Below are 23,746 nucleotides of genomic sequence, written 5' to 3'. Positions count from 1 at the left end.
CACATCGAGCGCCGATCCACCAGCGGATGCACCGACCGCCACCGTGAGCCGATCGGACGCCAGCGGGGTGTTCTCGCCGCGTCCGAGTATGCGTGGGGTCATGCCTGGTCCTCCCAAGATGTCGACCGAGTGTCTGGGCTGTCTGGTCACGATGACCCTACGTGGACCGCTCGCTGTGATCCTCGGATGTCGATCGGTCGATGGAATACCGCCGTGGCGGTCCATGGTTGGCACAGCCATGACCACCGAGACCGCTACCGAAGCCTTCGATCCGCGCACTCTCATCGCAGAGAGTTCGATCGGGATCCTCGCGACCATCAAGGCCAACGGTATTCCCCAACTCTCGCCTGTCACCGTGGTCTACGACGGTGACGCCGACCGCATCTATGTGTCGATGACCGAGGGGCGTGCCAAGACCGCCAATCTGCGACGGGATCCCCGCGCCGCCATCGAATTCACCAGTGCCGACGGGTACACGTGGGCCACCGCCGAGGGCACCGCCACCCTCACCGGGCCGGGGACCGACCCGGACGGACCGGAGGTCGACGCCCTCGTCGAGTACTACCGGCGCGGGGCGGGGGAACATCCGGATTGGGCGGAGTACCGCGAGGTGATGGTGACCGATCGGCGGGTGCTGATGGAGTTGGCCATCACCCGGGTGTACGGGGCCAAGTTACGCTGACCCGCCGCCGGTGTCGGCCGGCCACGCGCGACGCGAGAGCAGGCGTAGACCGTTGAGCGCCACCAGAATCGTCGATCCCTCGTGGCCGGCAACACCCAGCGGCAGGGGCAAGGTCCCGACGATGTCCCATGTGACGAGGAGCGCGATGACGGTCGCCGCGATCACCAGATTGGCGATGACGATCCGGCGGGCTCGAGCGGCCAGGCGCAGGATCGCGGGCACGGCGGTCAGGTCGTCACCGACGATGACGATGTCGGCGGTGTCGAGGGTGACCTCCGAGCCGATCCCACCCATCGCGATACCGACATCGGCGGTGGCCAGTGCCGGTGCATCGTTGACGCCGTCGCCCACCACGGCCACCCGGTGCCCACCCACCCGAAGCTCGCCGACCGCGGCCACCTTGTCCTCGGGGAGCAGCCCCGCCCGGACGTCCACGATTCCCACCCGATGTGCGAGATCTGTTGCTGCAGCGTCATTGTCGCCCGTGAGCAGGATCGGGGACGTACCCGTCGCCGCACGGAGGGACGCCACTGCCGCTCTCGCCTCTGCGCGTGGTTGATCGCGCAGTTCGATCACGCCCGCCGCTGCATCGTCGACGTGCACCACGACCGTGGTTGCCGTGGTGGTCGCGGCACGAGCACGGATACCGGCATCGATGGCCGGTGCGGTGGCGTTGACGACCTCCACATCGTGATCGGCGACGCGCGCCCGAACCCCGTGACCCGGAATCGCGGCGAACCGACTGACCGGTTGCGGGGTCCAGCCGGCGTCGATGGCCGTGGCGAGGATGGCGCGGCCCACCGGGTGCTCGCTGTGTTGTTCGGCCGCGGCCGCGATTCCCAGTACCTCGTTGCGGTGCCATCGATTCGGGTTGTCGAGTTCGATGATGGCGGTGACCGTGGGCGCGCCGGTGGTCAGAGTGCCGGTCTTGTCCAGGGCAACGCGGGTGATCCGAGACGACTTCTCCAGGGCAACAGCCGATTTCACCAGTACTCCGTGTCGGCTCGCGGTGGCGATCGCGGCCAGCAGTGGTGGCATCGTCGCGAGGACCACCGCGCACGGCGATGCCACGATCATGAACGTCATGGCGCGCAACAGGCTGGTTCGCAGGTCCTCGCCGAGCGCCATCGGTACCGCGAACACCACGAATGTGGCGCAGACGACCACGACCGAATACACCCGCTCGACCTTCTCGATGAACAGTTGGGTGGACGCCTTGGTCGCCGACGCCTCGTCGACCATGCCCACGATGCGGGCGACCACCGTCTCGCCGGCTGCGGTGTCGACCCGCACGCGCAGGGCTCCCGTGCCGTTCAATGTGCCGGCGAAGACTTTGTCGCCCAATGCCTTCGGTGCGGGTAGTGGCTCGCCGGTGATCGACGCCTGGTCGACATCGCTGGCGCCGTCGATGACGATGCCGTCGGCGGGTAGTCGTTCGCCGGGCCGGATCGCGACGACGTCGCCGGGTACGAGTGCCGACGCCGCAACGGTCTCGACCATGCCGTCGTCGGCGACCAGAGTGGCCTGATCGGGCGCCAGGTCGAGCAGGCCGCGGATCGACTCCTCGGTGCGCCGTGTGGCCAGATCCTCGAGTGCACCCGACGTCGCGAAGATGACGATCAACAACGCTCCGTCGAAGACCTGCCCGATCGCGGCCGCGCCGATCGCCGCGACGATCATCAGCAGGTCGACGTCGAGAGTGCGGGCACGCAGGGCCCGCAGCCCGTCGAGGGTCGGTTGCCACCCGCCGCTGAGATAACAGCCGAGGTAAGCGAGGGCAGCCGCCCATCCGGGACCACCGCATACATCGAGGAGGGCGCCCGCAGCGCCCAGTACGACCGCGATCAGTGCCCACCGCACCGACGGCACCGACAACGCGATCGCGTGCCAGGAGCGGCCCGGTCGAACCGTGCTCATCGAACGCGACGTCACCATCTTCATATGCAGAAGAATACACATGTAGATATGTACATGTAATGCGCCCATGGTTGAATGTCGCCCATGGGACACGGAGTCCAGGGGCGATCGACCCCTGCGGCCGAACTCGACGCCGCTGCGGCGGCAACGGTCGCCGAGACGTTGCAGGCCTTGGCATCCCCGAATCGGCTGATGATCTTGACGCGGCTGCGCAAGGGGCCCTGTGCGGTGACCGAACTCGCCGAAGCGGTCAACATGGAACAGCCCGCCGTGTCGCATCAGCTGCGCCTGCTCCGCGCGCTGGGACTCGTGGTGGGTGAGCGTCAGGGCCGCAGCGTGGTCTACAGCCTCTATGACTCCCATGTCGCCGCACTCCTCGACGAGGCCGTCTATCACATCGAGCATCTGCATCTCGGTGACCGCGGATCGCGCGATCTCGCGTAACACCGCGACGCTTGTGATGGAACCCTGGTTGTGATGGAAGACCGTCAGGTTCCGCTGTATCTCCTCGCGTTGATCGTCGGGGGAGTGATCGGCGTCGGTGCGCCCGGCCTCGCTCCTGGGCTCACCCACCTGGTCACCCCTGCACTGGCGGCCCTGCTCTACGTCACCTTTCTGCAGGTTCCCGCGAGCGGGGTGATCACAGCACTGCGTGATCTCCGATTTCTCGGTGCGGTGCTCGTCGTCAATTTCGTCGCTGTCCCGCTCGTCGTGGGTGCGATGTATTCGTTTCTGCCGGGCAACGAGGCGATCCGCATCGGAATGCTGCTGGTGCTCCTGTGTCCGTGCATTGATTACGTCATCGTCTTCACCGGCCTGGCGGGCGGCGACCGACGCAGACTCCTGGTGTCGACGCCCCTGCTGCTCATCGTGCAGATGGTGACGCTGCCACTGTTGTTGATGGCATTCCTGGGTGCCGACCTCGCTGCGGTGGTCGACGTGGAGCCGTTCCTCGAGGCGTTTGTCGTGTTGATCGTGATACCGCTCGGGCTAGCCTGGGCGACGCAATGGTGGTCGTCGGGACATTCTCGGGGGCAACGCTTTTCGACGGCAGTGTCGACGACGATGGTCCCATTGATGATGCTCGCGCTCGCCGTGGTCGTCGCCTCGCAGCTCCCGATGGTCGGCGACGCGGCGGGCTCGGTGCTCGCCGCGGTTCCGTTCTACGTGGCCTTTCTCGTGGTGATGCCGTGGATCGGGCTCGTCATCGCCCGGTGGGCGCGTCTCGACGTTCCGGCCGGCCGGGCGGTGATGTTCAGCGGAGTGACGCGCAACTCGCTGGTGGTCCTTCCGTTGGCGTTGGCCCTCCCCGCGGGATTCGAGGCCGCCGCGGTCGTTGTGGTCACCCAGACGCTCGTCGAGGTCGTCGGGATGGTGGCCTGTGTGCGGGTGGTGCCGCGTCTCCTGTCGGTGCAGCGGTGAGTCCGCGCCGTGCCCGGGCATCTTCCTCAGGTCGCCGTCGATGGCAGCAATGCCGACTAGAGTCGCGGTCATGGTTTCGACGACGTGGGAGCTGTCCGCCGCCGACGGGACGGTGACGGTTCGTACCGACGTGACCGGTCCGGCCGCGCGCACCGGCCACCGACTGACGATCGAGATGACCGAATGGAGCGCGCAGGTGCGGTGGGCCGGTTCCGAGCCGGAATCGCTGACCGCGAGGATCGTCGTCGATTCGTTGCAGGTCCGTTCCGGCGAGGGTGGGGTCACGCCGATGTCCGGTCCGGAGCGTGCGGTGGCGAGGTCCAATGCCCTGAAATCACTCAAGGCGGGCAAGTTTCGTGAGATCGAATACGAATCCAGCTCGATCATCAAGTCCGACAACGGTTATCGCGTGGAGGGTGCGGTGTGCATCCTCGGCCGCAGCCGTAGTCACCCGCTGGAGCTCACGGTCACCGACGCCTCGGGTCGGTGGCACATCACCACCGAGACGCCGCTGGTGCAGACCGAGTTCGGGATCAAGCCGTACGCCCTGATGATGGGTGCGCTCAAGGTCGCCGACGAGGTGACTGTGAGGATCGAGGTGGACCACACCAGGTGACGATCGACGGCGTGAGCTCACTGCATCGAGACGGTGCCTACCGACGGGTAAATCAATATCCGTTGTCGCAGTTACACGCTCGCGAATCCGTGGATCCGACGCCCGCGGATCGGTGTGATCTTCTCGGTGTGTCGGGTACGTACTCGCGCGTAGCGAAATCATTCGTAAGAATCGTCCCCGATCGGTTGTCGGCGCGTTCACAGCGCCCGCCGGATCCACCCCGCGCGATTCGGGTGGGGACGATCGTGGCCGCATCCGCGCCCCGCGCGCGGACAATCGTTGGGTATGACAAAAGATGAGGAGTCGGTGATGTTCACTCGCATTGCCATCGTGAACCGGGGTGAGTCGGCCGTCCGTCTCATTCACGCCGTTCGGGGCCTGTGCGCAGAAACAGGACAGTCGATAGAGGTCGTCGCACTGCACACCGATGTGGATCGCAACGCGACCTTCGTCCGTGAGGCCGACATCGCCTACGACCTCGGCCTGGCGGCCGAGCGGCCGTACCTGAACCTCAAGGTGCTCGAGCGTGCACTGCTCGAGACCGGCGCCGACGCGGCGTGGGTCGGCTGGGGGTTCGTGGCCGAGGACCCGTTGTTCGCCGAACTGTGCGACCGCATCGGCATCACCTTCATCGGCCCGTCGGCCGAGGCCATGCGCAAACTCGGCGACAAGATCGGCGCCAAGCTCATCGCCGAAGAGGTCGGTGTACCCGTCGCCCCGTGGAGCCGCGGTGCGGTCGACAGCGTCGAGGAGGCGGTCACCGCGGCAGCCGACATCGGCTATCCGCTCATGCTCAAGGCGACCGCCGGCGGCGGTGGTCGCGGTATCCGCGTCATCACCAACGACGACGACCTGCGCGAGGCGTACGCCCGCACCCGCGACGAAGCCGCACGCGCCTTCGGTAGTGGTGTCGTCTTCCTCGAACGGTTGGTGACCGGCGCTCGTCACGTCGAGGTCCAGGTGATCGCCGACGGTCAGGGCACCGCGTGGGCTCTCGGTGTGCGTGACTGCTCGGTGCAGCGCCGCAATCAGAAGATCATCGAGGAGTCCGCGTCGCCGGTCCTGTCGCCCGAGCAGGTCGCCGACCTCAAGGCGTCGGCCGAACGACTCGCCGTCGCCGTCGGCTACTGCGGTGCGGCGACCGTGGAATTCCTCTATCACCCCGGCGAGAAGCTGTTCGCCTTCCTCGAGGTCAACACCCGACTGCAGGTCGAGCACCCGATCACCGAGACCACGACCGGCTTCGATCTCGTCCGGGCGCAATTGCACGTCGCCTCCGGCAACAAGCTCGAAGGCGAGCCGCCCGCCGAGCGCGGTCACGCGATCGAGGCGCGGCTCAACGCCGAGGATCCCGACCGCGACTTCGCGCCCGCGCCGGGTCGGATCGCGCGTCTCGAATTGCCCGCGGGCCCGGGCATCCGCGTCGACACCGGTGTCAGCGCCGGCGACACCATCCCCGCCGACTTCGACTCGATGATCGCGAAGATCATCGCCTACGGCCGCGACCGCGATGAAGCCCTCGGTCGTCTGCGCCGGGCGATGACCGAGACCCGCGTCATCATCGAGGGCGGCGCCACCAACAAGAGCTTCGTCCTCGAACTGCTGAATCAGCCCGAGGTGATCGACGGCAGCGCCGACACCGGCTGGATCGACCGCGTTCGTGCCGAGGGCGGCCTCGTCGCCCATCGGCACTCGGCGATCGCGCTGGCCGCTGCCGCGATCGACGCCTACGAGGAAGAGGAACTCGTCGAGCGGCAGCGTCTGTTGTCGACGGCCTCGGGCGGTCGCCCGCAGGTGCAGCACGACAGTGGCCGTCCGCTGGATCTGAAACTGCGCGGGGCGACCTACCGGGTGCGTGTGGCGCGGATCGGTGCGCACCGCTTCCGCGTCGGCATCGAATCCGGCGACCAGACCTACAGCGCCGACGTCGACCTGGAACGGTTCGACGAGCACGCCGCTCAGTTGGTCATCAATCACGTTCGTTACCGCCTGATCACCGACACCCACGGCCCGGTGCACCTCGTCGACGTCGACGGCGTGACCCACCGCGTCAGCCGCGACGAGGGCGGCGTGGTGCGTTCGCCCGCTCCCGCGCTGGTCGTCGCGACGCCGCTGGAGGTCGGTGACGAGGTCGAGGCCGGCGCCCCGGTGCTGGTGCTCGAGAGCATGAAGATGGAGACGGTGCTGCGGGCGCCGGTCCGATCACGACTCAAGGAGTGCGTGGTCTCCGTCGGCACCCAGGTCGAGACCGGCGCGGCGTTGATGCGCCTGGAACCCCTCGCCGACGACGATGACGCGGATGCGGCCGAGGAGGCCACCGAGGGCGTCGAACTCGAGTTGCCGTCGATGCCCACCGACATCGAGCCGCACGAACGCTCGACCCGCACCCTCGAAGACCTGCGCAGCCAACTACTCGGCTACGACGTCGATCCGCACGATCGGACGCGGCTGCTCGACGACTATCTGGCGGTCCGGCACGCGGTCATCGAGTCCGGTCGCCGGCCGTTGTCCGACGAACTCGAACTGATCACCGTGTTCGCCGATCTCGCAGAGCTGAGCCAGAATCGTCCTTCCGAGGACCAGATGGGCGTCGAGCACGTCCACAGCGCGCGGGAGAACTTCCACACCTACCTGCAGAGCCTCGACGTCGAACGCGACGGGCTCCCGCAGTCGTTCCACGATCAGCTGAGCCGGGCTCTCGCGCACTACGGGGTCACCGATCTCGACCGGACCTCCGAACTCGAGGCCGCGGTCTTCCGCGTGTTCCTGGCCCTGCAGAATCCGTCGGACTCGGTCACCTCGGTTTCGACCCTGCTGCGCGAGTGGCTCGGCGAGCCCACCCCGCGCGAGGAACTGCAGGACCGTGTCGGGGTTGCCCTCGACAAGCTCGTCTCCGCGACGCAGCTGCGGTTCCCGGCGATCGCCGACCTCGCCCGTGGCGTCGTCTACTCCTGGTACGGCCAGCCACTGCTGCGCCGTAACCGGGCCCGGGTGTATGGCGAGCTGCGCGAACACCTGCGCTACCTCGACGCCAATCCCGACGCCGCCGACCGTGACGAGCACATCGCCGACATGGTCCGCTCCACCGAGCCGCTGGTCCGTCTGCTCGGCCAGCGGATGGTGCGCGGGATCGCCGACAACACGGTCATGCTCGAGGTGTTGACCCGCCGCTACTACGGCAACAAGGGACTGCGCGACGTCCGTGTGCAGGAGTTCGGTGGTGCGAGCTTCGTCATCGCCGAGCGCAACGGCCTGAGCCTCGTCTCGGCCGCGGTCCGGTTCGACGAACTCGACACGGTGCTCGGTGGTCTCGCCGCGATGGCGCGCGGGGTGGCCTCGGTCGACGCCGACGTCTACCTCTCGTGGGAGGAGCAGCCCAGCGATTTCGACGCCATGGCCGATGCGTTGCACGAGCGCATCTCCGCGGCGTCACTGCCGCAGCAGGTGCACCGGCTGACCATCGCGGTGGCCGGCAGCAACGAGGCGCTCATGCATCACCACTTCACGTTCCGGCCGTCGTCGACGGGCATGGCCGAGGAGCGTCTCATCCGCGGGCTGCACCCGTACATCGCCCAGCGAATGCAGATGGAGCGGCTGCGCAAGTTCGACCTCACGCGTCTGCCGTCGGCGGACGACGAAGAGGTCTACTTGTTCCACTGTGTGGCCAAAGAGAATCCGTCCGACGAGCGGCTCATCGCCTTCGCCCAGGTCCGCGATCTCACCGCGTTGCGCGAGACCGACGGCAAACTGCTGACGCTGCCCCGTGCCGAGAGCATCCTCTCGTCGTGCGTCGACTCGATCCGCCGTGCGCAACGCCGGTCCAACCTGACCTCGACCACCAACCGCATTGTCATGTACGTCTGGCCGCCGATCGACGGTGCCCGCGACAACCTGCAGACCATCGCCGACCACATCCGCGGCACTGCCGCCGGGGTGGGACTCGAAGAGGTCCTGCTGATCGCGCGCCAGCGTGATCGCGAGACCGGCGAGCTGACGAAGGTCGCTGTCCGGTTCGCGGTGAACGCCGCAGGCGGCTTCGACGTGATCGTCGGTGAGCCGTCCGACGAGCCGATCGAACCGGTCGACGCGTTCCGGCAGAAGGTGTTGCGCGCCGCGCGTCGCAACACCGTCTACCCCTACGAGCTGGTGGGATTACTCGGGTCCTTCGACGAGTACGACCTCGACGACGAGCAACGACTGGTGCCGGTGGACCGGCCCAAGGGCCGCAACTCCGCGGCGATCGTCGCCGGCGTGATCACCACGCCCACCGACAAGTACCCGCAGGGTGTGACCCGGGTGGTGCTGCTCGGTGATCCGACGAAGTCGCTCGGTGCCCTCTCCGAACCGGAGTGCGCCCGGGTCATCGCGGCCCTCGACCTCGCCGAGTCTATGCAGGTGCCGCTCGAGTGGTACGCGTTGTCCTCGGGTGCCCGGATCTCGATGGACTCCGGTACCGAGAACATGGACTGGGTCGCTCGTGCGCTCAAACGGGTGGTCGAGTTCACCCAGGCGGGCGGCGAGATCAACATCGTGGTCGCCGGCATCAACGTCGGTGCGCAGCCGTACTGGAATGCCGAGTCGACGATGCTGATGCACACCAAGGGCATCCTGGTGATGACCCCGGATTCGGCGATGGTGTTGACCGGCAAGCAGTCCCTGGACTTCTCCGGCGGCGTGTCGGCGGAGGACAACTTCGGTATCGGCGGTTACGACCGGGTGATGGGCCCCAACGGCCAGGCCCAGTACTGGGCGCCCAATCTCGTCTCGGCGCGCGATGTGCTGATGTCGCACTACGATCACACCTACATCGTTCCCGGCGAGCAGACGCCGCGGCGTGCCGAATCCTCAGATCCGGTCGCCCGCGACATCTCCGATTACCCACATGTGTTGTCCGGCAGCGACTTCACCACGGTCGGGCAGATCTTCTCGCCCGCGCACAACCCGGATCGCAAGAAGCCCTTCGACATTCGGACCGTGATGCGGGCCGTCGCCGACCAGGACCACGCCGTCCTCGAGCGGTGGGCGGGGATGGCCGACGCCGAGACCGCCGTGGTCTGCGACGTCCATCTCGGCGGAATCCCGGTGTGTCTGTTGGGTATCGAGTCCCGCGAGGTGCAGCGCCGCGGCTACAAGCCGACCGATGGGCCCGACACCTACACCGCAGGCACGTTGTTCCCGCAGTCGTCGAAGAAGGCGGCGCGAGCGATCAACGTGGCCAGCGGCAACCGTCCGCTGGTGGTGTTGGCCAACCTCTCCGGCTTCGACGGATCGCCGGAATCGATGCGCAAACTGCAGTTGGAATACGGCGCCGAGATCGGTCGGGCGATCGTCAACTTCCGTGGACCGATCGTCTTCTGCGTCATCTCGCGCTACCACGGCGGCGCGTTCGTGGTGTTCTCGAAGGCGTTGAACCCCAACATGACCGTGCTCGCGATCGACGGGTCGTTCGCGTCGGTGCTCGGTGGTGCGCCCGCGGCCGCGGTCGTGTTCGCCGGTGAGGTAGGCAAGCGCACGGCCGCCGACCCGCGGGTTCGTGAGGTCGAGGCCCGCCTCGCACAGGCCTCGGGTGCCGACCGTCCCGCGATCAACGCCGAGCTCGCCGACATCCGTCAGTCGGTGCGTGCGGAGAAGATCAGCGAGCTCGCGGCCGAGTTCGACTCGGTGCACAGCATCCGACGTGCCGTCGAGGTCGGTTCGGTCGACGCGGTGATCGACGCCGCGGAACTGCGTCCGCGCATCATCGCCGCCATCGAGAGCAACCCCGTCTGGGCGGGTGCAGGAGACCGCATGGCGACCTTCTGAGCGCCCATCCCGTTCGAGGCCGCGGCCCCGCCCTCACCGATCACGGTGACGGCGGGGCCGTGTCGTCCGTTTCACTCGCCTTGGGTGATCTACGGGTGAGCTGTGGGTGTCTTGTCAGCACCCTGAATTCGACAATTGTTGTGGCAGCGTCGATGTGGATTGATCATCCACATCGAGGAAGTCATGAAGCGTTTACTGATCACCGTCGGATCCGTCGCTGCGCTCACCTGTCTGGCGGCAGGTACCGCCGCCGCCGTCACGCCTGCCGGGGTGGTGTCCCAGGCCGTCGACGTCGGCAACGGCGGCATCGCGATCGCCCGGGGGTCGACGATGCTGCACACCGATGATTTCGGCGAATACGGGTGCGAGGACTTCGTCGACGCCGCCTACGGACAAACCACCGCCAACGCCATCCCGCACAACGGGGCGATCGCCTTCTACGATCAGCTGGCCGCTCGCGGGCAGGGCCACAGCACGCTGCCCGCCCCACCCGGGGCTCTGGTCTTCTCCGAGGGTTCCGACGGCGGCCACGTCGACATCTCCATGGGCGACGGGCACTACCTCAGTGGTGGCGTGCAGGGATTCGCCCCCGGCTGGGGTGACGGCACCGACATCCAGATCCTGCCGAGCGCCAATCTCGGCTCGTGGCACCTGGTGGGTTGGGCCTATGCCCCGTGGAGTGCGATCGGGGGCTGACGCACGTGCGCAGGGCCGGACGGCCTCGGGTGGAGCGTCTGTCCGGGTCGGTCGGGCGTTCAGTCGGTCAGGCGCAGGACGGCGACGTCGGAAAGCGTTCCGTCGCCATCGGGTTGGGAGAAGGTGACGGTCGCGGTCCGGCCACCGGTGGTCAGGGTCGCGATCGTATTACCGAACAACGGACCGCATTCGTCGCTCCAACGCAGCGGCGGCTCGGGCACTCCTAGTCGTCGCGCCCAGGTGCGGGTGACGCGTGCGAACCCGCGCGACCAACCGAACCGGAACACCGGACGCACGTATGCCGGAACATGATTGTGGACCGGTGAGCACACGAGCTGATACACCGGCGTCGCCTCGGCGGTGCAGTTGTCGGCGACCGGCACCTCGGCGCGCGCGGCGTAGCTGTGGTGCACATCGCCGGAGAGCACCGTGATCGATGCCAGTCGTCTGTCGCGAGCAAGTCCGGTGATCAGGGCGCTGAGGGTGACGAAGGACCCGAAGAACGCCGGCCAGTGCTCGAAATCGGCGGCCTGCCGGATCTTTTCGCCGAGCCGACCCCGAAGTCCCGGCCGGGCGGCGAGCGCCTCGTCGATGGACTGCAGATCGGCTACCGCCGGTGGCAGCAACCACGGCAGCGACGATCCCAGGATGAGGTGGTCGATCTTGCAGATGTCGTCGGTGGCTTGATCGGAGAGCCATGCGAATTCTCTGTCGCTGAGCATCTTTCGGGTGTCGCCGGTCAGAACTCAGCCGTTACGTGAATCGATCATGATCAGGCGGTTGCGACCGAGATCCCAGCGATAGCTGAAGCGCAGGCCCTTGTCCTCGGCGGTGTCGGCGTCGGCGCGGTCGGCGAGATCGACGAGCAGCGGCCAGATATCGGTGTCGGAGTTGACGATTCGCCGGCAGTCCGGGTCGGCGTCGAGTTCGGTGGGGGAGAGGTTACCCAGATGCTGGTACACCCAGTACGCGGCGAGGCCCGAACGGATGCGATCGCGCCACCACGGAAGCTCGTTCATCTGCGCCCGCCACGTGGCCGAGGTGTTCCAGTCGTCGCGGATGTCGTGATCGTCGAAGATCATCGCGGTGGGTACGGTCGAGAGAATCCAACGGATCTACGGGTCGCCCCAGGTGTGCCGGTACAGGCCCTCGTATTCGGAGTAGCTGACCACCTCGTCTGCGGGTCGTTTGTTGCGCACCGATCCCTGACGCCGGCCCGCGAGGTGCGCGCGTGCCTGTGGGGTCAGTTCGTCGGCATAGACCTGGTCGCCGAGGAGGATCAGCACGTCGGGCCACTCCGGGGTGGGCCGGGTGGCCATCGCGGTGGCATAGGCGTCGAGGGCGTCGACACCGAGTTTGTCGTCGAGGTCGGCGACACCGGTCCGCGGATAGCGGCAGGATCCGAAGATCACCCGGAGCCGATCAGCCGTGTTGGGGCCGCGGGTCCGAATGACGCTGGGCGGAAACGCCGATCCGGGGTCGGGCCACACCGTGGCGCCGTCCTGGGTGACCTCGTAGGCGACGGTGGCGTCGGGGGTCAGGCCGGTCACGCGGACGAGCGCGTAATGAAAGCCCGCGACCTCGAAGGTCGATGCGCGGCAACCCAGGACCTCGACCTCGGCGGGACGATCGGTCTGCATCCACACCGACGCCGTCGTTGCGTCGACATGCCGCAGGATCGGGCCGAGGAGCAATGCCATCGCACCAGGCTACGTGTCCGGCTTGTCCGGTGTCGGGGTGTCCTCGATGAGTCGCGTCGATGTTTGCCTGCTCGTCCCGGTGGGTATGGTCGCCTCGGAGTTGATGTGACGACGAAGGGTGTTCATGGCAGACGTCGACGTGGAGATCGACTCGGATCTGGCCCCGCAGGCCGCATGGGACCTGGCCTCGGACCTCTCCCGATTTCCTGAGTGGATGACGATCTTCGGGGGTTGGCGCAGTGACGTACCCACCGACATCGGCGAAGGCACCGAGGTGTCGTCGGTGATCCGGGTCAAGGGATTTCGCAACATCATTCACTGGCAGGTGACCGATTACGATGCACCGCGTGTCATCGCTTTGCGGGGTCACGGGCGCGGCGGGGTGCGGATCACCTTGACGATGACCGTCTCCGGCAGCGCCGACGGTTCGCGGTTCGCGCTGAATGCCGAGTTGGCCGGGGGCGTGCTCGGCGGACCGATCGGCCGGTTCGTCGCCAAGATCGTCGAGTCCGATGTGAAGAAGTCGATCGAGAATCTCGCCACCCTCGTGTGAGGGAAGGTCGAGTCGATCGTGCCCGAAATGGGCGCTATATCTGTCTACCGATAGGCTCGGCGCGAGACGTCCGGTGTCCCCGGATCGTCGTGGTTCGACGCGTCGGCGGAAGGTGGCAGAGATGGCAAGGCTCGAGGAGAAGGTGCAGGACCTCTACGACGAGGTCGTCGCGCGAAATCCCGGCGAAGCCGAGTTCCATCAAGCGGTCCGCGAGGTGTTCGACAGCCTCGGACCGGTACTGGCCGCGCATCCCCACTACGCCGACGCCGGGATCATCGAGCGACTGTGCGAGCCCGAACGCCAGATCATCTTTCGCGTGCCGTGGGTCGACGACGCCGGACGCGTGCGGATCAATCGCGGTTTCCGCGTCGAGTTCAACTCCGCTCTCGGACCGTTCAAGGGCGGGTTGCGATTCCATCCGAGTGTCTATCTCGGGGTGGTGAAGTTCCTCGGGTTCGAGCAGATCTTCAAGAACGCGTTGACAGGGCTGCCCATCGGCGGGGGCAAGGGTGGCGCCGACTTCGATCCGAAGGGCCGGTCGGACGGAGAGGTGATGCGCTTCTGCCAGTCCTTCATGACCGAGCTGTATCGCCACATCGGTGAGTACACCGATGTCCCGGCCGGCGACATCGGGGTCGGCGGCCGCGAGATCGGTTATCTCTTCGGGCAATACAAGCGCATCACCAACCGATACGAATCCGGGGTGCTCACCGGCAAGGGACTGACGTGGGGTGGCTCGCAGGTTCGTCCCGAGTCCACCGGTTACGGCGTGGTGTTCTTCGTTCGGGAGATGCTCGCCGCGCGCGGAGAGGATCTCGAGGGCCGTCGGATCGTCGTGTCGGGATCGGGCAACGTCGCCCAATACGCGATCGAAAAGGTGCACCAACTCGGCGGACGTGTGGTGGCGTGCTCGGATTCCGGTGGTTACGTGGTGGACGAGGCCGGCATCGATCTCGAACTCCTCCGCGAGGTCAAGAACGTGCGCCGGGCGCGAATTGCCGACTACGCTCGGACACGGGGCGTAACAGCACATTTCGTCGCCGGGCGGTCCATCTGGGAGGTGCCCACCGACATCGCGATGCCCTGCGCGACACAGAACGAACTCGACGCCACCGACGCGGAGTCCTTGATCGGCAACGGATGCCGGGTCGTCGCCGAAGGCGCCAACATGCCGGCCACCCCGGAGGCGATCAAAGCCCTCTCCAAGGCCGGTGTGATGTTTGCCCCCGGAAAGGCCGCCAACGCCGGTGGCGTGGCGACCAGTGCTCTGGAGATGCAGCAGAACGCGTCTCGGGACTCCTGGAGTTTCGAATACACCGAAAGCAGGTTGTCGGAGATCATGAGCGGCATCCACCAGACGTGTGTGCGGACAGCCGACGAATACGGGGTTCCGGGGGATTACGTCCTCGGCGCCAACATCGCCGGCTTCACCCACGTCGCCGATGCGATGCTGGCGCTCGGAGTGATCTGACGAGATTCGGCGCTGGGTCTGAGAACCTGGGCGGATCCCGGGGCGTGTCGGATGTGGTACTCAGGGGGTCGGCGGCTCGGCGTCGCGGCGTAGGTCGTCCACGAGCAGCATCGCCGTTGCCCGAGCACGGTTCTCGATTGCGGTGACGTCGAAGTGCACGGCGGCGGACAGTGATTTCAGGCGTGTCGCGATGCTGCTGTGGTGCATGTGCATCTGCTCTGCGGTGTCTCTGAGCGTGCCGACCTGGAGGTAGACACGCAGCGTGTCCAACAGGTCCGCGCCGTTCTTGCTCTGGCGCACGTAGTCGCACCGCGCGACGTCCGGAATGGCCGACAGCGATTCCGGAGCGACGGTCAGCAACAGGTTCAGGGCGCCGATTTCGTCGGCGCAGAACACCATATTCGTTGTGCCGCAGTGCTTTTGCGCCAGCCGGGCAGTGCCGACCCAGCGATGGAGGGTGGCGACGTCGGATTCCAGCGATGCCCCGCATGCAACGGTCCGCGCCGCGGGGTCGGCCGACAGAGCCGCCACGGTCTCGTCGAGGTCGGTGACGACCACGAGATGATCGCGATCGGTGGCGACGGCGGTCAGCCGCCCGGGTGAGAGTTGCCGGGCGAGTCGCTGGGCCACGTGCGCGACATGGCCGGACTGATCGGTCGGATCGGCCAGGCTCACGACGCGCGCACGAAGGGTCGGGTCGACGTCGAGCGCACTGCACGCATCGAGCGCGGTGGCGGCCCCGTCGGCGTTCAGCAAAGCGGCGGACTGCTCGAGGTCGGACTGCGCGCGGTGTGGCCGGATGATCGCCGCTGCCGTCAGCGCCAAGCGGTCGACGAGCATCTCATCGAGCGGTAGGGCGGTACCCGGACGTTCGATCCACACCGTCCCGATGCAGTGGTCGTCGAGCACGATGTCGCGGGAGGTTGTTGCCGCCGACGCCTCCAACGGACGCCGCCATTCGCCCCGCGGTGTGCATCGCCGGGTGACGAGTCCATTGGCCCTGATACCGACGACGCAATCGGCGAGCACCGCACTGGCGCGCAGGAGTTCGGTGACGTCGGCGCCGTGACGCAGGAGTGCGTCGAAGTAGTCGATGATCCGTACCATCCCCGCCGAGTCGGCGTCGAGCTCGGCGAGGCGGTACATCAGACCTTGCACACAACCACGCTACGAGACCGGTGAACTCACCCGCAAGGCTCGTGCCAGCGCGCCCATCAGCTCTGCGGTCTGACGGCGGCTGACCTCGGCGGCGTCGATGAGCGACGAGCCGTGGAATGTCCCGGGGAACGAATGCAATTCGACGCTGACCCCGGCGTGCAGCAGCGCGACGGCGTAGGCGATGCCCTCGTCTCGAAGAGGATCGAGTTCCATCGTGGAGACGTAGGTGCGCGGCAGGCCCGACAGGTCGGTGGCGCGTGACGGCGCGGCGTAGCTCGACACCGACGCATCGGACGGGCCCGTGTAGTCGGGACCGAGGTAGTACTGCCACGACAGAATCGCGTTCGGGCGATGCCACATCGGGGTGTCGGTGAACTCGGTCATCGAGGTCGTGGCCAATCGATCGTCGAGTTCGGGGATGTCGAGCAGCTGAAACACCACCGGTACCTCGCCCCGGTCGCGGGCCATCAGAACGGTGCCTGCCGCGAGTCCACCGCCGGCGCTCTGGCCTCCGACCGCGATCAGCGACGGGTCGACGCCCAGTTCCGCGGCGTGGGCGTGCACATGGGCGAGGGCCGCATAGCAGTCGTTGACGGGCCCGGGGAAGGGCGTCTCGGGGGCGAGGCGGTACTCGACATTGGCCACGGCGATGCCCAACTCGCGAGCGATCGCCACGCACAGTGGATCGCTGGACTCGGCGGTCCCCACGGCGAAACCGCCACCATGAATCCACACCAGTGTCGGCAGGGCTCCGGCGGCGCCGGCCGGAGTGAAGAACCGGATCGGCACCTCCGGGTCGCCGTCGAGGCCGGGTGCGGACAGCAGCTTCAACTCGACGCCGGTTCGGTCGAGACCGTCCAGCATGGTCTGCACCAGGGCGTTGAAGCCCGTTCGGGCGCCCTCGAGATCGTCGAAGCCCAGCTGGGGGAGCATGGTCACCGCTGCTGCGAGTTCCGGGTCCAGATTCTTGAGGTCGGCCATGACGTCACCTTTCCTTGCGGTCGATCGGTGACGCCAGTCTCGTCCGCGTTGTGGTGTGCGTCACCCGACAGGTGTCGGGAATTCGGACTCGCTCATCCGACGCGAGCGGTTTCGACTGACTCCTCGTCGAGAAGGCGTCGGATCAGGTCGACACACGCGCGCGTGAGTACGGCGTCCGGTTCTCCGGCCTCCACCGATCCGAGAAAGTCGCCGTGCGCTGCAGGCAGGATCAGCGCACGGCCGCGGGCCACTGCCGACGCCATCCACACGGTGTGCTCGGGAAGGACGATGTCGTGGTCGCCACTAACGAACAGAATCGGTGCGTCGAGTACCGCCAGCTCCGCGTCCGTCCAGTCCCGGAACTCGCGCATCACCGCGACGTCGAGGTCGAACATTCGTTGGAGATCGGCGGGATCGGGATTGATCGCCCGATAGGCGTCGGCGAGTGAATCAGGCATCGAATCGGCAGTCGGGGCGTCGAAGTTGTCCCAGAATCCGGGGATCATTCCGTCGCGCCGCATGAATCCCGACGCGATGACGCATCGCCGCGTCAGTGCTGGGTGTCGCTGGGCGAACCGCAGCACGGTCGGCCCACCATTGCTGAAACCCAGGATGTCGACCCGCGGGATGCCGAGGTCACCGACGAGTACCGCGATGTCGTCGGCGGAATTCTCGAAGGTGTAGGGGCGATCGGCATGCGGGGTGTGGCCATGACCCTGGAGCTCGACGCCGATGACGAGGCGGTCGGCGGCCAGTGCGGGCATCATGTACTCCCAGTTGGTCGCTATCGAGCCCGCGCCACCGTGGACCAGGACGAGCGGTGGCCGTGGCCCACCGGAGTCGCCGTGCTTCTCGAAATACAGTGCCAACGGCATCGCGGTCCTCCGGACGTTGTTGTGGATGTGATGCCGGTACTGACTCGGCCGAGCCGCGCAATTCATCGTTGCCGGGTCAGTGATTGCTAGCGTCGAGACGTGTCGCGTACCGAGCCGGGCCGCCGAAGGTGGAACCACAACATCCACTATCACCAGGTGATCCTCGATGCGGTTCCCGCGAACGCCCGATCAGTACTCGACGTGGGGACCGGCGACGGGCTTCTGGCCGCCGACCTGTCCGAACGGCTTGGGGACGTGTCGGCGATCGACTCCGATGCCGCAGTGCTCGATCGAGCACGAGGCGAAGCCGAACGAGTCGAGTGGATGTGCGGCGACGTGATGAGTTACCCGTTCGGGCGGACTTTCGATGTGGTCGCGTCGGTCGCAACGCTGCACCATCTACCCGATCTCCGAGCGGGTCTGCTGCGGTTGGCGGACCTCACTGCGCCCGGCGGCGTCGTTGCGGTCGTCGGCCTGGCTCACTCCTCACGGCCCACCGACTACGCACTCCACCTGGTCGGCATACTCCAACATCGGTGGCTGTCGCGGCGTCGTGGCTATTGGGAGCACTCCGCACCCATCGTGTGGCCGCCGTCGCATTCCTATTCGGAAGTGCGTCGATGTGCGCGAGAACAGTTGCCGGGAGCGCGTTTTCGGAGACTGGCGATGTTCCGGTATGCACTGATCTGGCAGAAGCCGAACGCCGGGTAGCGGGGAGTAGGAGCCGGAGCTGCCGAGTTCGTAGCGCTCAGCGTGCCTCGGCGGGCCATCGCGGCGCCTCGATGGGGGCCGTCGTGGTTGCGGCGCCCAGCGCGTCGAGAGCGGTGATGGATTCTGGATTCAAGGTGATGTCGCCGACGGTGAGGTTGGCGTCGAGGTGTCCGATGTCGGACGTTCCGGGGATCAGCAGGGTGTTCGGCGAGTGAGCCAGTAGCCACGCCAGGCCTACCTGGGCGGGGGTGACATCGAGATCTCGAGCGATGTCGATGACGACGGAATTCTCGCCCACCTTCGGGATGCCGGGGAATGCGGAACCGAGTGGAAAGTAGAGAACCCACGCCATCTCGCGCTCGAGGCACAGGTCGAGGAGACTCTCGAAACGCCGATCGAGGACGCTGTAAGGATTTTGGACACAGGCGATTCCGGCCGGCAAGAGGTGACGCACCGTTTCGATGCGTACCGCACTGATACCGATCTCACCGATCTTGCCCTCGTCGCGCATCGCGACCATCTCGGCCATCTGATCGTCGACGTCGACGATCTGGTCGCCGGTCGCGGCGAGCCCCGGGCCGATCTCCAGTCGTCGGAGATTGACCAGGGGGAGGCGTTCCCGTCGCAGGGTGCGCAGGTTGTCCTCGACTGCGGCGCGCAGCTCGGCCGGACGCTGCGCAGGTCGCATGGGATGAGCGCCACCAGGATTGGTGGCTGCGCCGACCTTCGAGGCGATGACGACGTCGCTGTCGGCGTCGATGGCTCGGGCGATCACGGAGTTCACGAAACCGTCTCCGTAGAACTGTGCGGTGTCTACGTGGTCGACGCCGTGATTGACGGCATGACGGAGAACCGCGATCGCGGCCTCGGGGTCTTGTCGATGGCGATCGAGTTGCATTGCGCCGTAACCGATGCGGGCGACCCGGTGGCCGGCCAGCGTCGCCGAACCACCGGGGGTGGGTCCGAGATCGCTCATGTGTGCTCCTTGGTGTGCAATACTCCGAGGCAAGTGGAGGAACCTCCGCTTGGTTGTAGTGTACACAAACGGAGGGTCCTCCACTTGATCGTCGATCGTTCACGCGGAACTGCGGCAAAGCCGCGGGCCGATGCTGTGCGCAACCGGGCCAAGCTGATCGAGGCGGCTCGTGATGCGTTCACCGCCGGCGAAGGTGACATCACCTTTGATGCGCTGGCCCGTCGAGCCGGGGTCGGGGTGGGCACGCTGTACCGCAACTTCGCGACACGACAAGCACTCGTCGAGGCGGTCTACCGGTCCGAACTCGACGACGTCGTCCACTACGCGGACGGCCTGTTGGAGAAGCACTCCGCCGACGAGACGTTGCGGCATTGGCTGGATCGTTACGCCACCTTCGTTGCCACCAAACACGGTATGGCCGAAGCCTTTACGCAAGCGATCGCGTCAGGTGCGGTGGTGGCGGGGGATACGCGCGAACGTATCGGCGAGACGCTCGAACGCATACTTGCTGCGGGCGCGGAAGATGGGACCCTGCGGACCGACGTGCGCGCCGATGACGCCGTCGTCGCGCTACTCGGGGTGTTCCTCGGCCTGACCCGCAGCCGTGACGACGCGCAGCGGCGACGCGTGCTCGACCTCTACGTCGACGCGCTGCGGCCGCGGGGCTGACGTACGACGCGTGATGTGCCGGCGAATCCCTGAGTCGCCCTCCACCGGGAGGCCGGCAGTTACCGCGCCTGGATTCGTCTCCGACACGCCCAGTGGGGGACGGTAGGCTGCTCAGCGATGTCTGAACTCGGAGTGATCACGACTGTCGTCATCGATGTGCTCGGCACTCTTGTCGACGAGCCCGGGGGATTGACAACCGCGATCGCCGAGGCTGCGGGCGACAAGCAGGATGTTGCCGAGTTGCTGGCCGTGTGGCAGGGACATATAGAGCAACAGCAGCAACGAATTCTCCGCGGGCTCCGCGCCTACGCCAACAGTGACCAACTCGATGCCGAGGCGGCCGGTCTGGTGATGGATCGCGCCGGCATCACTGATCCCGCACGACGTGCCCACCTCGCCGCCGCGACGCGACGTCTTCGTCCGTGGGCAGATGCTCCGGCCGGAGTCGACCGACTGGCGCAGCACGTCACTGTGTTCGCACTGTCGAATTCCAGCGTCGCGACGCTGGAAGAACTAGGTGACCATGCCGAACTCCGTTGGCATCGAGCACTTTCCGCTGAAGAGGTACGTACGTACAAACCGTCGCCCGAGGTGTATCGCCTGGCGATCGAGACCGCGGGCACACCCCCGGACCACTTGTTGATGGTCGCTGCCCACGCGTGGGATCTCCGCGCGGCCAAGGCGGCCGGCATGCGAGCCGCGTATGTTCACCGCCCCGTCGGAGATCCGCCGTCTCACACCGACAGGTTCGATGGATACTTCGACGGGCTGGACGAGCTCGCGACGGCGCTGAGGGGTTAGCTGCTACGAAGTTAGCTGCTACAGAGATTGCCGTATCGGTGGCGATTGGCTCTTCATCTGGAGTTCACCGTTGCGACAAGGGCTCGTTCGCCCTGTAGACGATTCTGTGATCCTGACGAACTCGAGGAGCCGGTATGACTTCGGAGAACCCGCATTTCGAGGACTCGGGTCCCCGGCTGCGCCGGCGTCTCGGTCTGTTCGACGCGGTGATGATCGGCTTGGGATCGATGATCGGCGCGGGAGTGTTCGTCGTGATGGGGCCCGCCGCGGCGGCTGCGGGCTCGGGGCTGCTGATCGGTCTGGCGATCGCGGCGATCGTGGCGTACTGCAACGCGACGTCGTCGGCCCGCCTCGCCGCTCGGTATCCGTCGGCGGGCGGTACGTACGTCTACGGCAGGCACCGTCTCGGACCCTTCTGGGGTTACCTGGCCGGCTGGTCCTTCGTCGTTGGGAAGACCGCATCGTGCGCGGCGATCGCGTTGACCGTCGGCAGCTATCTCTGGCCCAGCCATATGCACGGCGTGGCCGTCGCAGCCGTGGTCGCGATCACCGCAGTCAATTACCGCGGTATACAGAAATCAGCTCTTCTCACCAGGGTCATCGTGGCGGTGGTACTCGCCGCGCTGGCCGCGGCGGTGGTCAGCGTCGCAGCGTCGTCGTCGGCAGACCCGGCCCGCCTTGCCCTTGGCGGAGATGTCTCTGTCGGAGGGATACTGCAAGCTGCCGGGCTGTTGTTTTTCGCGTTCGCAGGGTACGCCCGCATCGCCACCTTGGGGGAGGAGGTTCGAGACCCGGCACGCGTTATCCCCCTGGCCATTCCGATCGCCCTCGGTATCAGTTTGATCGTCTATGCGGCGGTGGCAGTGGCCGCACTCGCGGCTCTCGGCCCAGCGGGGCTGGCGTCGGCGACGGCTCCGCTTGTCGACGCCGTTCGTTCGGTCGGCGCGGACTGGCTGGTTTCGGTGGTGCGGTTCGGAGCTGCGATCGCAGCGCTCGGTTCGCTTGCTGCGCTTCTCCTGGGCGTCTCGCGCACCGTGTTGGCCACGGCACGTGACCGTCACCTGCCGAGTGCTTTGGCCGCAATTCATGACCGATTCGGTGTCCCGCATCGTGCCGAGGTGGCCGTGGCCGTCGTGGTTGCCGTCGTTGCGGGATTCGCGGATGTGCGTGACGCGATTGGCTTTTCGTCGTTCGGTGTTCTGGTCTACTACCTGATCGCGAATGCCGCGGCATGGACACTCTCGCCGGACGAGGGGCGTCCGCCGCGGGTGATCCCCATGGTGGGCGCAATTGGTGCGCTTGTGCTGGCGGTGTGTTTGCCTGTCGCGTCGGTGGTGTCCGGTGCGGCCGTCCTGATGGGCGGCACGATCGTCTACCTCGTCAGCGCCCGGCGTCGAGCTTGAGTCTGAGTCGATCCGGCGGCGCCTACGTGCCCACCGGAGCCCGCCGATGCGGCAGGGCAATGATGAAGGTGTGAACGATATCGGCAATGCAGTGGTGCGGATCGGACCGGCGCTCGGGGTCGTGGTGGTTGTACTGGTGGTTGCCGCAGCGCTGGTGAACTACCTCGGCGCAACCGGACACGCACAGCAGGTGGTGATCGCGGCCATTCGGGCAGCCGGACAGCTGGCCGCGCTCGCCGCTGTCCTCGCCGTTGTGATCGGCTCGCTGTGGGCCTCGACGCTGTTCGTGGCCGTCATGGCGACGGTGGCCGCGGCAACATCGGCCGGCCGGATCGTCGGTCGTCGTGCGCCGATCCGGGCCATCGGCAGCACGCTGTGGTGTTTGCTGCCGGTTGCGGTGCCGACGATCGTCGTCGTGGCCGGCATCGTCACGCTCGGGGTGCTTCCGGCCACGGGTCTGGCGATCATCCCCACCGCCGGAATCATGTTCGGTGGTGCCATGAACACCACGTCGTTGGCGGGCCGTCGCGCTCACGACGAACTCACCACCCGGCGAGGCGAAGTCGATGCAGCTCTGTCATTGGGTTTCGTGCCGCGTGAGGCACGGATGGAGATCAGCCGCAGCGCCGCGGCGACCGCGCTGATCCCCGGCATCGACCAGACGCGCTCGGTCGGGCTGGTCACCATTCCGGGCGCGTTCGTCGGTATGGTCCTGGGCGGCGCGTCGGTCACCACCGCGGCGATCATGCAGTTGTTCGTGCTGATCTCGCTACTGGCCGTAAGTGCCGTCGCAGTTGTCGTCACCACCGAACTCGTCGCTCGCGGCATCCTCTGATCGGACGCACCACGCAGGGCGTGATGTCTCCGAGGGCGACGATCTGGAGCCGGAGCGGATGATCCGTGCAGGTGTGAATCACAGCCGCTTCGGGTACAGAACCAAACATGACCGAGAAGAAGACCGATCCACACACCGAAGATGTCGGCACCGGGCCAGAGGGTGCGAAACCCGACGTACAGTCCGATCCAGCAGAAGGCGAATCGTCTGGTGACTGGTCGGGCGAAGGCGGGGCAACCGAGGATGGTCCCGCAACGGACAACGATCCCGCCTCCGACAACGACTGACTCGGACCGCGACCGTAGACGGGATTCAGGTGTCCGAGGCGCGCCTGTACGGGTCTCGCGCGGAAAGTCGTCCGAAGAAATCGCCGGAGTGGTCAGTGCCGATCAGGCGGTGCAACTCCGCAGCAACTTGTCTGGATTGTGGTTACCCCCGTTTGCCGGACATCGGTTAAGCGGCTTCGGTAGCCGCCTGG

General features: G+C 66.6%; 19 protein-coding genes and 1 pseudogene. 14 read left to right on the top strand and 6 right to left on the bottom strand.

All coding sequences use genetic code 11. The annotated features are described in order from the left end of the window. The first annotated feature begins 238 nt into the window (after positions 1-238). Positions 239-682 carry a PPOX class F420-dependent oxidoreductase gene (locus B1964_RS11405; protein ID WP_253193962.1) on the top strand — a complete coding sequence of 148 codons (444 nt, stop codon included), beginning with the start codon at positions 239-241 and terminating at the stop codon, positions 680-682. On the opposite strand, the gene B1964_RS11400 is transcribed toward B1964_RS11405, so the two are convergent. After that, on the bottom strand, positions 674-2,599 hold the full coding sequence (locus tag B1964_RS11400; protein ID WP_253193961.1) for a heavy metal translocating P-type ATPase: 1,926 nt from the start codon (positions 2,597-2,599) through the stop codon (positions 674-676). The two genes, B1964_RS11405 and B1964_RS11400, sit on opposite strands and share 9 nt — an antisense overlap. Before the next feature lie 84 nt (positions 2,600-2,683). Here B1964_RS11400 and B1964_RS11395 point away from each other — a divergent pair, with 84 nt between their 5' ends. From B1964_RS11395 to B1964_RS11375, 5 genes are all read left to right on the top strand, one after another. Then, positions 2,684-3,043 (top strand): metalloregulator ArsR/SmtB family transcription factor, encoded by a 360-nt coding sequence (locus tag B1964_RS11395; RefSeq protein ID WP_014362227.1) that lies wholly within the window; start codon positions 2,684-2,686, stop codon positions 3,041-3,043. A gap of 33 nt (positions 3,044-3,076) precedes the next feature. After that, positions 3,077-4,021 (top strand): bile acid:sodium symporter, encoded by a 945-nt coding sequence (locus B1964_RS11390; protein WP_079929813.1) that lies wholly within the window; start codon positions 3,077-3,079, stop codon positions 4,019-4,021. Positions 4,022-4,091: 70 nt separating this feature from the next. Further along, positions 4,092-4,637 (top strand): YceI family protein, encoded by a 546-nt coding sequence (locus tag B1964_RS11385; protein WP_079929812.1) that lies wholly within the window; start codon positions 4,092-4,094, stop codon positions 4,635-4,637. 309 nt (positions 4,638-4,946) lie between these two features. Next, complete coding sequence (locus B1964_RS11380; RefSeq protein WP_172398816.1) at positions 4,947-10,439, top strand: carboxyl transferase domain-containing protein; 5,493 nt, start codon at positions 4,947-4,949, stop codon at positions 10,437-10,439. Between the two features lie 183 nt (positions 10,440-10,622). After that, positions 10,623-11,135 (top strand): hypothetical protein, encoded by a 513-nt coding sequence (locus B1964_RS11375; protein WP_014362231.1) that lies wholly within the window; start codon positions 10,623-10,625, stop codon positions 11,133-11,135. A gap of 59 nt (positions 11,136-11,194) precedes the next feature. On the opposite strand, the pseudogene B1964_RS11370 reads toward B1964_RS11375, so the two are convergent. Next, positions 11,195-12,835: pseudogene (locus B1964_RS11370) on the bottom strand (alkaline phosphatase D family protein). Positions 12,836-12,959: 124 nt separating this feature from the next. On the opposite strand from B1964_RS11370, the gene B1964_RS11365 reads away from it, so the two are divergent. Both B1964_RS11365 and gdhA read left to right on the top strand, forming a co-directional pair. After that, a complete protein-coding gene (locus tag B1964_RS11365; RefSeq protein ID WP_014362233.1) occupies positions 12,960-13,388 on the top strand; it encodes an SRPBCC family protein in 429 nt (142 codons plus the stop codon). 121 nt (positions 13,389-13,509) lie between these two features. After that, positions 13,510-14,859: an NADP-specific glutamate dehydrogenase gene (gene gdhA / locus B1964_RS11360; RefSeq protein WP_079929810.1), complete on the top strand. Its 1,350-nt coding sequence runs from the start codon at positions 13,510-13,512 to the stop codon at positions 14,857-14,859. A 60-nt stretch (positions 14,860-14,919) separates the two neighbouring features. On the opposite strand, the gene B1964_RS11355 is transcribed toward gdhA, so the two are convergent. From B1964_RS11355 to B1964_RS11345, 3 genes are all read right to left on the bottom strand, one after another. After that, positions 14,920-16,017: a helix-turn-helix domain-containing protein gene (locus B1964_RS11355; protein ID WP_253193960.1), complete on the bottom strand. Its 1,098-nt coding sequence runs from the start codon at positions 16,015-16,017 to the stop codon at positions 14,920-14,922. Between the two features lie 9 nt (positions 16,018-16,026). Beyond that, positions 16,027-16,998, bottom strand: a complete 972-nt coding sequence (locus tag B1964_RS11350) for an alpha/beta hydrolase (RefSeq protein WP_079929808.1) — start codon at positions 16,996-16,998, stop codon at positions 16,027-16,029. Positions 16,999-17,090: 92 nt separating this feature from the next. After that, positions 17,091-17,873, bottom strand: coding sequence for an alpha/beta fold hydrolase (locus B1964_RS11345; RefSeq protein ID WP_079929816.1), 783 nt, complete (start codon positions 17,871-17,873; stop codon positions 17,091-17,093). Positions 17,874-17,972: 99 nt separating this feature from the next. Between B1964_RS11345 and B1964_RS11340 the strand changes: the two genes are divergently transcribed. Next, complete coding sequence (locus B1964_RS11340) at positions 17,973-18,584, top strand: class I SAM-dependent methyltransferase (RefSeq protein ID WP_079929807.1); 612 nt, start codon at positions 17,973-17,975, stop codon at positions 18,582-18,584. Between the two features lie 37 nt (positions 18,585-18,621). Here the strand turns inward: B1964_RS11340 and B1964_RS11335 are convergent, their stop codons facing one another. Further along, on the bottom strand, positions 18,622-19,560 hold the full coding sequence (locus B1964_RS11335) for an aldo/keto reductase (RefSeq protein WP_079929806.1): 939 nt from the start codon (positions 19,558-19,560) through the stop codon (positions 18,622-18,624). Between the two features lie 84 nt (positions 19,561-19,644). On the opposite strand from B1964_RS11335, the gene B1964_RS11330 reads away from it, so the two are divergent. From B1964_RS11330 to B1964_RS11310, 5 genes are all read left to right on the top strand, one after another. After that, on the top strand, positions 19,645-20,229 hold the full coding sequence (locus B1964_RS11330) for a TetR family transcriptional regulator (RefSeq protein WP_244332060.1): 585 nt from the start codon (positions 19,645-19,647) through the stop codon (positions 20,227-20,229). A 117-nt stretch (positions 20,230-20,346) separates the two neighbouring features. Next, positions 20,347-21,030: a haloacid dehalogenase type II gene (locus B1964_RS11325; RefSeq protein WP_079929804.1), complete on the top strand. Its 684-nt coding sequence runs from the start codon at positions 20,347-20,349 to the stop codon at positions 21,028-21,030. A 134-nt stretch (positions 21,031-21,164) separates the two neighbouring features. Further along, positions 21,165-22,433, top strand: coding sequence for an APC family permease (locus B1964_RS11320; protein ID WP_079929803.1), 1,269 nt, complete (start codon positions 21,165-21,167; stop codon positions 22,431-22,433). 46 nt (positions 22,434-22,479) lie between these two features. Continuing rightward, positions 22,480-23,268, top strand: a complete 789-nt coding sequence (locus tag B1964_RS11315) for an ABC transporter permease (RefSeq protein WP_079929802.1) — start codon at positions 22,480-22,482, stop codon at positions 23,266-23,268. Between the two features lie 107 nt (positions 23,269-23,375). Continuing rightward, positions 23,376-23,555, top strand: coding sequence for a hypothetical protein (locus tag B1964_RS11310; protein WP_079929801.1), 180 nt, complete (start codon positions 23,376-23,378; stop codon positions 23,553-23,555). Positions 23,556-23,746: the final 191 nt, after the last annotated feature.

The organism is Gordonia sp. i37 (assembly GCF_002043085.1).
Classification (GTDB): domain Bacteria; phylum Actinomycetota; class Actinomycetes; order Mycobacteriales; family Mycobacteriaceae; genus Gordonia; species Gordonia polyisoprenivorans.
This window is presented reverse-complemented; position numbering and strand designations above follow the sequence as displayed.